The organism is Sphingobacterium corticis, assembly GCF_042684745.1.
In the GTDB taxonomy this organism is placed as follows: Bacteria; Bacteroidota; Bacteroidia; order Sphingobacteriales; family Sphingobacteriaceae; genus Sphingobacterium; species Sphingobacterium corticis.
This window is the reverse complement of record NZ_JBHUMA010000004.1, coordinates 865,813-878,250: the sequence shown is the minus strand read 5'-3', so window position 1 is coordinate 878,250 and position 12,438 is coordinate 865,813. Positions and strand designations below refer to the sequence as shown.

Below are 12,438 nucleotides of genomic sequence, written 5' to 3'. Positions count from 1 at the left end.
GAACTTCGTTGTCATATTGGAATTAGTAAAGATTCCTAATCAATCGTATCTAAATCTTTTAAAAAGTGAACTTTGATATATCAATAATCATCCCAATCCACAATTCAGAATCCTTTTTGGAGGCATGTTTAGAATCTGTAAAGAATCAATCTTATCAGGATTATGAAGTATTATTAATCGACGATGGATCTCAAGATCGCTCCGCTGATATCTGCTCAAGTTATGTCGATAAAGACGAACGATTTAAATACTTTCATCAGAAGAACATGGGTGTGAGTTCAGCGAGGAATCTGGGAATAAAACTATGTAAAGGAGACTACATCGTTTTTATAGATAGTGATGATAGGGTTGAGCGTGTTTATTTGGAGAAGCTTGTTTTGGAAATGTCCTTTCAGAAGGTAGACATGGTTATGCAGTCTTACATTAAACAAGACGACTATGGGGATTGGTCTAAGATTTCTTACAAGAAAGTCGGATACTTCAAGCATGAAGATGCCAAAAACTGGATAGAAAGTTTAATGTCAATCCACACGGGTCCATTTCCGAAATTATTTAAGGCGGAAACGATAAAAAATAATGCTATACTATTTAGAAAAGATATCAATTTTGCGGAAGATTTGATATTCTTATTAGAATTTATGGAATTTGCAACAAGTGGTATTTACGTTTCTGATGTTAGCAATTACTATTATAATAATACACCAAATTCTTTGGGGAACAAATACAAATCGTCCCCTATGAAGCTATTCTATACGCCTTTGCGAGAACTTTTGTTGATTTACCAGAGATCGCTTTACCAATCGAACATTAAAAATCTCCAGTTAGGATCAAGTTTACATCGAAAAACGGTTGATATCTATATGTTTTGGTACAACAATCTTTATGACTCATCATCCTTTAGCGAGCGATATTTTGCTATGAGAGTCTTCCGAAAATTAAATCTTCACATTTTTTTGACTCAAATAAATTCAAAAAATCCGCTTCGTAAATTATACTATCGCCTTTTCGCAGCTAATTTTGTTGGATTAGCATGTTTTGTCGACAACGTCAGGTTTCTACTAGAAAGCCAATTATTTAGGAACAAAAAGCCAACTTTAATCGCGAAGTCACATAGGCAAAAATCGATTTGATCTACATCTGGAATGTTTTAACTTTTTGGCCGCATAATTCCAACTATGAATAACGATTAATTAAGACCTAAATGAACCTATATCAAAAATTTTTGAACAAAATTGACTGGTTATACAATACCTACATGTCATCCAAGACTAAAAATATGGATGGCATACATATAGCTTCATTCGAGGAAACGATAAAATCAGTTGTTAGTGATGGATCGTCATTAACTAGATTCGGGGATGGCGAATTTTCGCTTATGTTGAATGGAGAGTTTCTTCTCCAAAGAGAACGGTCGCTACATTTTCAAAGGGCTGACGTGAAGTTAAAGAACAGACTTCGGGAGATCTTAACTCGAGAGTCTTATGATAATCTCAATATTAAAGTTGCTATTCCAAATGGGTTTATAGTGGATAATAGAACGTTATTAACTGAAACCGCAGCAAGATTTTGGAACGACTTTTTACAAGAAAATGGGTATAAAATTTACAACATTTTGGACAAAAACTATATATATTCGGATGCATCCATCACTCGGTTTTATATGGATTATTGCGATAAAAGTAATAGAACCATCTCGAATAAAGTGAAAAATTTAAGGTTGATTTGGGAAAATACAGATGTTCTTTTTGTTGAGGGAAAAGGCAGTAAGCTGGGGCTTAACAACAATCTATTTGACAATGTTAAATCTATTAATAGAATATTATGCCCCAATAGCGACGCCTTTGACAAATACGAAGAAATCTTTGAAGCCACCAAAAAATTTGGGAGAGACAAACTGATTCTTATTGCATTAGGCCCAACTGCAACGGTTTTGGCCTACGATTTAGCGGTTTGCGGCTTCAGAGCGATAGACCTTGGTCATATTGACATTGAATATGAGTGGTTCAAAATGGGCGCCGATAATAAAATCAGTATTTCGGGAAAGGTGGCGATGGAGGCGGTAGATCCATTACCAAATGACATCTTCGATTTGGACGACACCGACGACTATCAACTGGAAGTACTACAAACAATTGATTAAATAGCTGCAATGATTAAAGTTTTACACGTTGTTACTAGGTTAAATGTTGGCGGATTAACAACTTTTTTGATGAATTACTATAAGCATATAGATCGATCAAGAATAAAATTTGATTTTGTAGCTATAGACACTGGTCAGAAGCATGCATACCACGATCAGTTTGAAAAATTTGGGGGAAAGGTATTTTACATGCCAAGCCAATTTGTTCAACGAGGGACTTTCTTTGTCAAGCTATTGAGGAATGGAAATTATTCCGTAGTTCACTGTCATATAGAAGTGCAATCTGGTATCTATTTACTTTTGGCAAAATTGACAGGTGTTCCTGTGCGCATTTCACACGCCCATTGGTCAAGGGAAAATAATGGGTTTCAAAATAGAGTTCTTAAATTTCTTCTAAATCGTGTAGTTACACTTCGCGCAGGAGCAAGTAATATCGCTATTGAGGCTGTTGTAGGTAAAGACTACTCGACGAACTCGAGAGTCATTCACAATGCGGTAGATTTAGAACATTTCAAGTTTGACGAATCCGTAAGAAAGCATTACAGGAAAAGCTTTAATTTTGGGGACAATATTATCATTGGATTCGTAGGCAGATTGACTCATCAAAAAAACATTCTATTTATAATTGAGATTTTAAATACGTTGGTGAAACAGCGCGATGACATACGCCTTTTAGTTGTAGGCGATGGAGAAGATGGAAGCTTGTTTAAGAAAGAAATCGAGGATCGGGATCTTGCTCCATTCATATATTGGTTAAGGGAGCGAAGTGATATTAATGAATTAATGAATGCAATGGATATCTTATTATTGCCCTCCCACTATGAAGGGCTGCCGTTAGTAGCAGTTGAAGCTCAGGCAGCATCTCTGCACGTTATCGCATCTGAAAATGTTACTCGGCAAGTAAATTTGTCCTCTTTTATTTCGTATGAACCTATTGACATTGGTAGCGAATTTCTTTGGTCGAAAGCAATTGAGTCCATAGGTAAGGATTACTTGCGTCATTCGACAACAGATGTGCTAACAAAAGCAGGATTTAACATAAAAGAAGAAGCTAAAAATCTGCTTAATTTATATGAAAATTTGGTTAACGGTTCTTAACCTGAAAAAACCATTTTTTTTTTATTTGAGAAGCTTTCTACTAGTACAATAAAATACTCGATGAAATTTTTGCAATGTTTAAGAGGTATGCCTTTTATCTGCCGTACGATTCTATGACACCATAATACGATATAAAATGGGACTCAATCTAAAATATATTAAACAAAAGATGAAATTTTACTGCAATTTTTTGCGGGAAAAGACACCTGCATTTATTGGATTGAACCTTATCTCGTGGGGCAATATTCCAGTCAACCGACCATCTACCGTTCCGAAAACGATTTGGTGCTATTGGCATGATCAATCTATTGATTCTCCAACTGTTCAACATTGCATCGAAAGAATGAAAGAGATAAACACAGGGTATAAGGTTATTCTGCTTAACTGGATTTCAGTTAAAAATTATATAAAAGATTTGCCTGAGGGTTTGCAACAATTACAACCTGCACACATTTCAGATTATGTTCGGCTGCTCCTCCTAGAAAGATTTGGTGGGATCTATCTTGATGCCAGTACGTTAATTACACGTAAATTGGACTGGGTAGTTCGCGAATTGGAGAGCTCACAATCTGAAGTTATGTGTTACTATACGGATTTGAATACGGTAGATAAAAGCTACCCGATGATTGAAAATTGGTTTTTAGCGGCAATTCCTAACTCACTATTCATTCAAGATTGGCTTAGAGAATATGAAAAGTGTGTTTTGAGCGATTCGCCTTTAGAGTACTATAGCAACTATTTGAACGAATATTCGTTCCGTTTCTCGCTGAACCCAGCCTATCATATGTGTTACATGTCATCGCAGATCATTATGCGAAATAAACAATCCTACCGCCTTCGCTTAGCTTGCGCGGAGGACGATGGTTTTTTGTATTCTTTAAAAATAAAAGCAAAATGGAGCGACGTATCTATGTCGGAGATTTTACTGATGAACAAGTTTCCGAAAAGTTTACCTAACATGATCAAGATAGTCAACGATAGCCGCCGAAAGCTTGATGACTGTATCAAATCTGGCCTATATCGAAAGTACAGCATATTAGGTAGGATCTGCGATAAAACGTCAAAACAGCATTAAAATAATGAAAGCTGAAGCTCAATTGGCTGAATTGCCGATCGTCATTTCTTTTAACCAGTCGTACATCGTTCCTGCGGCGGTGGTGATCTCGTCCACATTAGATCACCTAAACTCAAATGCGGAAGTGTTATTTTTTTGTTTACTTTCTGAGGACTTGACCGCGTTAGAGAAACAATACATAAGCGAGCTTGGGAACGCTCGTACAACGTTTGTTTTCCACGTTGTCAGTTCATCTTTGTTAGCGAATGTAGATGTGGACCTCAGATATGGGCTTGCCGCATATTACCGAATTTTTCTTCCAGAAATTCTAAATGACTATAAAAAGGTTATTTATTTGGATTGCGATATCGTTGTGCGGAATGATTTGGCCAAAGTATATCACACGATAAAATTAGATGAGCATTATTTAGCCGCAGTATTTGAGGCAATGCTCCCGTTCCAGGTGGCACATTTAGAAGAAATCGGTTGTCCAACAAATAAATATTTCAATTCCGGATTCTTAATCATGAATCTTGAAAAAATGCGCCAAGAAAACGTATCTAGGAAGCTGCTTGGTATTATACAGAGTAGAAAGCTAGAGTTTCCTGATCAGGATGCATTAAACATCATTTGTTCGCACAAAACAATTGGTCTGCCACCTTTTTTTAATAGCATTAGAACATTTTGGTTGCCGCAATATAAGTCAGCATTTCTCAATCTTTATAAGGAAGAAGACTGGAAAGCTGTTCAGGAACATGGGACAGTACATTACACGGGATCTAAACCATGGAATAGCTTCACCATTGAATTTGACGTGTGGTGGAACTATTTCGATCGATTACCTAAAAATGTGAAACAGTATTTTCCCTTTGAGCAAAAATGGCATTTGTTATCGAAGATATATAGGACGCATATGGGTAAACTCATGATTGATGGATCAAGAAGTGTATTCCGTTATTTCAGAAAAAATGGAGAATAGACACGCATACCTGATTCTATCGCACGATAATTTTTCCGTGCTGCAAGCATTGATTTCAGCTTTGGACGATGCTAGAAACGACATCTATATACATTTTGACAAGAAAGTTGCACATCTTCCAACTTTGCAAGTCGCTAATTCTCAAATAATCATCTTAGAAAACCGAATAGATGTACGTTGGGGGCACACAAATATGCTCGAAGCAGAGTTTAATCTTCTTCAATCTGCCATAAGAAAAAATCCGCACTACACACATTACCATATCATCTCAGGAACGCATCTTCCTTTACAAACAAAAGATAATCTCCATTCATTTTTCGAGAAATCGGATATTTCACTTTTCATGAAAATGGAAACCAGTGAAAAGGAGATTGATTTAAAACTTCGCAACTTCAACTTATTTATTAAAAACTTCGCATCGTCGAATGCGACAAAAAAAAGAATAACGCAACTCTTATGGCTTGCCATGATAAAAACACAAAAATGGCTTCATATAAAACGTCATTCCAAAAGTTCTTTTGTAAAAACGTCTCAATGGTGCAGTTTAACCCAGGAAGCTGTGGAGACACTGATTAAAAACCAAGCCAAAATCGCAAGTAAATACCGCTGGACATTTTGTGCTGACGAGTTTTTTGTAGCATCTTCCATTAAGGATTATCTTGGAGCAGAAAAAATATCCTATATCGATAACATGCTGAAATGTGAGTTCGAAGGAACGAGCCCCAAAATTTATACTCTTAAAGACTGGAGCGAATTAAAACAATCGAACTTTCTTTTCGCAAGAAAATTTAGTGAGAACCATTTAGATATTGTAGAAAAAATAACATCTAATCTGATCAAAACCGAACATTACAAACATGGATAAACATATAGTTCCCATCGCTTTTTGTTTCGACGACAATTTAATCATGCCAGCTGGTGTTTGTATTACTTCATTGTTAGAGAATGCGAAAGAAGACACGTTTTATGATATATACATATTGCATGACGACACCTGCAAATATCCTAAAAGCGGATACTTGGAACGGTTGAAACAAAACTATAGTAACTTTCAACTTCAATACCGAAACGTGGGGAATATGTTCCAAAATGCGTTCGAAATCCGTGGTATAACCAAAGCTGCCTATTTTAGATTACTATTGCCAGACGTTGTAACCGAATACGAAAGAATGCTTTACTTCGACGTGGACATCATTTTTAGAAGTGATTTAAGTGAGATTTATGAGAGAACCATTTTAAACGATAATTACGTTGCTGGGGTATCGACTCCGCATTCTGATATCGCTTCGTACATCCAAGACGTGGCGCAAATGCAGGTCGACAAGTATATTTGTTCAGGGAGCATCATTATGAACTTAAAAAAAATGCGTGAAGATAATCTTGTCTCAAGGTTTAAAAATGAAGCAACTAAAGACTGGAAATACCAAGACCAAGATATTCTAAATATGGTATGTAAAGATCGTATTGAAATTTTACCTCCGTGGTTTGGAATGGTTGGAACTATCCATCAAATACTGGCGGACAAGAATCAAACATATTACGATCAAAAAGACGTGCAACAAGCTTTAACGCACGGAATATTGCATTATAATGGTGGAAAACCTTGGAATGAATTCTGCTATAATTTCGATATCTGGTGGGAATATTATCGTAAATCAGTCTTTTTTGACCATATATTCTATCACAATTTTTATCATCGAAAGATGTTTGCTCTCGATGCTTTACCGCTAATGAAGCGTGTAAAATTGCTGGCTAAATATTTTGTGTACGGTACTTACAAAGATAATCGGTCTAACTAGATGATGAAACACGCCTACCTAATTCTTGCGCACAATCAATTTGAAGTTTTGGAGTTTCTAGTAACCGCTTTGGATGACACGCGAAATGATATCTACATTCACTTTGATGCAAAGGTTAAAACCCTGCCTAAGGTGCATGTTAATAAGGCGGGATTATACATTTTGGAGGACAGAACGGATGTTCGTTGGGGAGATATAAGCGTCGTGGAAGCAGAATTGAAGTTATTTGAAAAGGCTCAACAAATTCAAAATTATAGCTATTACCATTTGCTATCCGGGGTAGATATACCGTTAAAATCTCAAGATTACATACATCAATTTTTCGCGAAACATCGTGGAAAAGAGTTTATTGGTTATTCGAAAGGCGATTCGAGCGATCATATAGAAAGAAAGGTGCGGCGCTATCATGCTTTTCCAAGAGATTTTCGCCCATCAAATAGTGCTGGTAACTTGATTAAAAAATCAATTCGCTTTGCCGCGCTTCGATTACAGTTTTTGCTTGGAATCAAGCGAAATCAAAACATAAATTTTAAAAAAGGAACACAGTGGATAAGTTTAACGAATTCATTTGTTTCATATCTATTATCTCAAAAAATAGATATACTAAAGATTTATAAGAATACTTTTTGTGCAGATGAAATTGTTGTGCAAACCGTATGCTGGAATTCTAAATTTAGAGAAGCAATTTTTAATACAGACGATGAAGCATTGGGTAGCCAACGAATGATTCGATGGATTAACAATCAAATCTACGACTGGGAATTGGAAGATTTGAACATTCTTCAATCCTCGAATTTGCTCTTTGCGCGCAAGTTCAATAACCGTGATACGCAATTACTGGAACAACTTACTAACCATATAAGTAATTAACGATGATGGATTCTACGTTGTTGAACGCAAGACAGTCTGAGGTGATAGATATGCTTCGATTTCCGTTAACCCTGTTAGTAGTGTTTATCCATATGTTGCCATTTCAACAGCAAGAACTAACTTCAACACTATCTTTCGACAACCTTTATGTATTCACTACGGAGTTAGTTTCGCATCATATTGGCCGAGTAGCTGTACCATCCTTCTTTCTATTCTCTGGTTATTTTTTATTTATTCAAATCAAAAGTTGGTCTTTGAAAGTCTATTCATCCCTATTAAAAAAACGAGCGAGAACGATACTTGTTCCATACCTGATGTGGAACCTGGTAGCCATTCTTGCTATAGTATTTAAAAACCTAACATTCGAGTACATTAATCTTGGCAGCGATGGTGGAATAGAAGGATTAAAAAAAGCTTCCTTATTTGATATATTCTGGATTACTCCTGTGAATTTTCCATTGTGGTATCTTCGCGATTTAATTGTCATGATTTTATTATCTCCTGTTATCTTTTACTTTTTAAAATACCTGGGGAAGATTGGTTTAGCTGCTTTATTTTTTATTTACATAACTCGGATCGAATCGGATATACCCGGTATAAGTTCAACAGCTTTATTCTTTTTCGGCTTGGGTTCCTATTTCGGTATATACAAAATTAACATGCTAAATTGGTCAATTAATATTGGAAAATGGGCACTATCATTCGCATTTATCTTTCTTCTTATCGCAACATACTACACGGCGCAAGACCAGAATGAGTTTTGGATTCGACTTTATGCCGTTTTTGCGACTGCCGGATTGCTATATTTGGGAAATAAGATTTACGACAAGCCCCATCTTAGAACGAGACTTCTTCAACTTGCAGAAGTTTGTCTTTTCATCTATGTCACGCATCTCATTTATATTCTGAACTGGCTAAAGGGTGGTTTAGAAAAACTTTCCAGCGTAATAACTGGACCTATTTTATTAATCGCCTATTTTGCCATCCCTTTTATTTGTGTGCTCATCATCATAGCTTTATACAAAATGGCAAAACAATATATTCCAAAAGCGTTAGGTATTAGTTTAGGTAATAGAAATTATGCGTAGTAAACAACCCATCGTTAGCATTATAATTCCATTTTACAATGCAAAAAATACACTTGCATTCTGTCTTAAAAGCCTGTCTGACGTTAGCTATAAGAACCTACAATTTATATTTATAGATGATTGTAGTGTAGATAATGGCGCTACACAAGTGGAGGAATTTCTAGCTAAGCAATCAAAAGATAAATCATCGATTTTGATAAGGCATAGCGTCAATATGGGTGTAGCATCTGCACGTAACACAGGGCTGGATCATGCAATTGGCGAATACATACTCTATGTAGATGCGGATGACAAGCTTGCCGCAAACGCCATAGGAAAATTGGTGGATTGTGCATTAACAAATCACGCGGATATCGTGGGTTTCAATTGGTATTTAGAATTTGAAACCAACAAACGTAAAATGCCACAGCCTAAATTTCAATCGCCTCGAGAAGCGCTGGAAAATATGATAAATGGCACGATGCGTTGGAATCTTTGGATTTTTCTAGTTAAGCGTGCGTTGTATGAAGATAACAACATTCGATTTCTTCCGGGAATGAATATGGGAGAAGATCTGATGGTCATGATTAAACTCTTCGCTTCTGCAGAGAATGTGGTCTATGCCGATAAGTATTTTTATCATTATCGACAATCTAATAAGGAATCGTTGACCAAGACCTATTCCGAGGCACATATGCAGCAAGTTTCAGAAAATTTAAATGAAGCGATCGAGTTTTTGAAAGATACTATATATTGGAACGATTTAGCTAAATTTACTCATTATCTGAAATTAAATATAAAACTACCTTTGTTGATCTCGCCAAAATATGCCTCTTATCGACGGTGGCTTACATGGTTCTCCGAATCAAATCGTTATGCAGGAAAAAATCCGAATATATCTTGGAGAACGCGCATGCTCGAACACTGTGCATATAGGCGTTACTTCTTTGCTATCAAACTTTATTATTACGTTGTGATTCGTGTTGTATATGGTATTATTTATAAATAATTAACTATGTTCCGAATTCTGATATATATTGCTTTAGGTGTACTCACGAGCTTCTACGTTTTTCCATTCAGTTTTACATTTATTCCGCAAACGCTGAATACTAAAATTTTGGTTGGTATGCTTGGCGGGGCAATGATGGTATACAACACTATTAAAAAAGAAAAAATTACATTGACGTCCGGCATTTTAGGTGCGATCGCTTTCTCATTTCTTTTTTCCTTAATTTGTTTTATCGCGGCAGATACCAATAGTACAAATGATTATGCTTATGCGACATACACACTAAGTTTAACGATTTGGTTTTTTGGGGCTTACGGTTTATGTAGTTTATATAGGTCTATCCATAGGGAAGTTAATTTTCGCATACTTACTTTCTACGTAGCATCCGTTTGTGCTGGTCAATGTATTATCGCTTTGGCGATCGATAACATCCCTTCTTTTCAGGTTTTTGTAGATTCTTTCGTCGCAATCGATAAAGATTTTTTTGACGAAATAGATCGATTATATGGTATTGGCGCAGCATTAGATCCGGCTGGTGTTCGTTTTTCTGTTGCCTTGATTATGATAGCAGCTGTTCTGAACCACGATCTAAAAACAAGGGCAAACACTTCTTATATATTGTTCTTATTAATATCATTTTTTATTATTACGGTAGTAGGAAATATCATTTCTAGAACCACTATTCTTGGTTTAGCATGTGCTAGTACATATTTTTTGTTTTCGTCTGGTGTCTTTAAAACTAAAATTTCTCAAGAAGCCGTTAAACTCGCAGCGTTGTTCTTTGTTTTTTTAATCCTTGCTGCTACGATAAGCACCTATCTATATCAAACTAATGAAGCATTTCATAATTATATGCGTTTTGCATTTGAAGGCTTTTTTAATTGGGTAGAACAAGGTGAGTGGCGAACAGATTCCACAGATAAATTGAACCGAACTATGTGGATCTGGCCTGAAGATTTTAAAACATGGATGATTGGTAGCGGTTTATTCGATGGATTCTTCTATGGAACCGATATCGGTTATTGCCGATTTATTTTGTATTGCGGCTTGATAGGTTTCAGCGTTTTTGCTACCTTCTTCGTTTATCTTCCACTTTATTTCGCTCGCGGAACGCCAAAATTAACTTTTATGTTCTTGCTGTTGATGGCATTAAGTTTTATGATTTGGGTAAAAGTGGCTACAGATATTTTTCAATTCTATGCGTTGTTTTTCTGTCTAGATCGGTTTTTAGATAATAAGGGGTTTTATCAAAATAGAGCGTATGAAAATCGCGTATTGCGTCCTCGGTACGTTTAATTCTGGTGGAATGGAACGGGTTTTGGCCAACAAAGCCAACTACCTCGTGCAGCGTGGTTATGAGGTTACTATCATAACCACAGACCAAAAAGGTCGAAAGCCATATTTTGCCTTAAATAGTCGTATTCAGCAAATCGACCTCGGCCTCAACTATACTGATGATTTAAAGTTTAACGTTTATACCAAGATTTTCCGTTATCTGGAGAAACAAAAAGCCCACAAAAGGAAATTAAAAGAATTTCTGATGGATCTAAAATATGATATCGTAATCTCCCTTTTCGATCATGATGCTACGATCTTGCCGAAAATAAAAGACGGAAGCAAAAAGATATTAGAAATTCATTTCTCCCGGTTTAAACGTTTGCAATATCAACGAAAGGGGCTGTTAGGGTTTTCAGATAAGATTAGAAGCCAGCGAGATCTGAAGTTGGCAAGGAAGTATGATAAATTTGTCGTGCTAACCGAAGAGGACAAAAGTTATTGGGTAAACGTTCCAAACATTTTGGTAATCGCGAATGCGAATAGTTTCGTACCCGAACGCCAAGCTTCATTAACAAATAAACAAGTTATGGCTGTAGGTCGTCACGATGCACAAAAGAATTTTTCTGACTTGATTAAGGCTTGGAAAATCGTGGCAAAACAGGCGCCAGATTGGACGCTGAAAATATATGGGCATGGACCACAACAGCAGCTTTTGATAAATCAAATTACGGAGTTAGAATTAAAGGATAGCCTAGTGCTTCACCCACCAGTTTCGGATATAGAAACTGCTTATTTGAACAGTTCCATCCTAGCTATGACGTCGAGATACGAAGGTTTGCCGATGGCTCTCTTGGAAGCACAAGCTTGTGGATTACCTATGGTTTCCTATGCTTGTAAATGTGGCCCGAGCGATATTATTCAGGATGGAATAAATGGATTTTTGTTAACCGAAAACGACATTGACGGGATGGCCAAGAAGTTGCTACTTCTTATACGAGATTTCGAACTTCGGGTAACGCTTGGAAGCAATGCGTTTAGACTGTCCCAAAATTTTAGCGAAGATAAAGTAATGAGTAAGTGGATCAATTTGTTCAACGATGTGCTAACATCAAAAACGGATAATCAAGTATTACTAGCCAATTAA

The 12,438-nt window shown here is 36.3% G+C and carries 12 protein-coding genes; all 12 read left to right on the top strand.

The genetic code is table 11. The features are described 5' to 3' along the window. The first annotated feature begins 65 nt into the window (after positions 1-65). The 12 genes from ACFSQ3_RS05130 to ACFSQ3_RS05075 all read left to right on the top strand — a co-directional run bounded on the left by ACFSQ3_RS05130 (position 66) and on the right by ACFSQ3_RS05075 (position 12,438). The gene (locus ACFSQ3_RS05130; protein WP_380868129.1) at positions 66-1,130 is read left to right on the top strand and encodes a glycosyltransferase family 2 protein; all 1,065 of its coding nucleotides are present in this window, start codon (positions 66-68) and stop codon (positions 1,128-1,130) included. A 125-nt stretch (positions 1,131-1,255) separates the two neighbouring features. After that, the gene (locus ACFSQ3_RS05125) at positions 1,256-2,140 is read left to right on the top strand and encodes a GT-D fold domain-containing glycosyltransferase (RefSeq protein ID WP_380868127.1); all 885 of its coding nucleotides are present in this window, start codon (positions 1,256-1,258) and stop codon (positions 2,138-2,140) included. Positions 2,141-2,149: 9 nt separating this feature from the next. Then, positions 2,150-3,238 carry a glycosyltransferase gene (locus tag ACFSQ3_RS05120; RefSeq protein ID WP_380868126.1) on the top strand — a complete coding sequence of 363 codons (1,089 nt, stop codon included), beginning with the start codon at positions 2,150-2,152 and terminating at the stop codon, positions 3,236-3,238. A gap of 169 nt (positions 3,239-3,407) precedes the next feature. Further along, complete coding sequence (locus ACFSQ3_RS05115; protein WP_380868124.1) at positions 3,408-4,313, top strand: glycosyltransferase family 32 protein; 906 nt, start codon at positions 3,408-3,410, stop codon at positions 4,311-4,313. 4 nt (positions 4,314-4,317) lie between these two features. Continuing rightward, positions 4,318-5,271, top strand: coding sequence for a glycosyltransferase family 8 protein (locus tag ACFSQ3_RS05110; RefSeq protein WP_380868122.1), 954 nt, complete (start codon positions 4,318-4,320; stop codon positions 5,269-5,271). Further along, positions 5,225-6,136, top strand: a complete 912-nt coding sequence (locus ACFSQ3_RS05105) for a beta-1,6-N-acetylglucosaminyltransferase (RefSeq protein WP_380868121.1) — start codon at positions 5,225-5,227, stop codon at positions 6,134-6,136. The genes ACFSQ3_RS05110 and ACFSQ3_RS05105 overlap by 47 nt, the downstream gene beginning before the upstream one ends. Further along, entirely contained in the window at positions 6,129-7,070 is a 942-nt protein-coding gene (locus ACFSQ3_RS05100) for a glycosyltransferase family 8 protein (RefSeq protein WP_380868119.1), read from the top strand. The genes ACFSQ3_RS05105 and ACFSQ3_RS05100 overlap by 8 nt, the downstream gene beginning before the upstream one ends. Beyond that, a complete protein-coding gene (locus ACFSQ3_RS05095) occupies positions 7,071-7,940 on the top strand; it encodes a beta-1,6-N-acetylglucosaminyltransferase (RefSeq protein ID WP_380868117.1) in 870 nt (289 codons plus the stop codon). A gap of 2 nt (positions 7,941-7,942) precedes the next feature. Then, the gene (locus tag ACFSQ3_RS05090; protein ID WP_380868116.1) at positions 7,943-9,028 is read left to right on the top strand and encodes an acyltransferase family protein; all 1,086 of its coding nucleotides are present in this window, start codon (positions 7,943-7,945) and stop codon (positions 9,026-9,028) included. Continuing rightward, positions 9,021-10,016 carry a glycosyltransferase family 2 protein gene (locus ACFSQ3_RS05085; RefSeq protein ID WP_380868114.1) on the top strand — a complete coding sequence of 332 codons (996 nt, stop codon included), beginning with the start codon at positions 9,021-9,023 and terminating at the stop codon, positions 10,014-10,016. The genes ACFSQ3_RS05090 and ACFSQ3_RS05085 overlap by 8 nt, the downstream gene beginning before the upstream one ends. A 6-nt stretch (positions 10,017-10,022) precedes the next feature. Further along, positions 10,023-11,312, top strand: coding sequence for a hypothetical protein (locus tag ACFSQ3_RS05080; RefSeq protein ID WP_380868113.1), 1,290 nt, complete (start codon positions 10,023-10,025; stop codon positions 11,310-11,312). Continuing rightward, positions 11,278-12,438: a glycosyltransferase family 4 protein gene (locus ACFSQ3_RS05075; RefSeq protein ID WP_380868111.1), complete on the top strand. Its 1,161-nt coding sequence runs from the start codon at positions 11,278-11,280 to the stop codon at positions 12,436-12,438. The genes ACFSQ3_RS05080 and ACFSQ3_RS05075 overlap by 35 nt, the downstream gene beginning before the upstream one ends.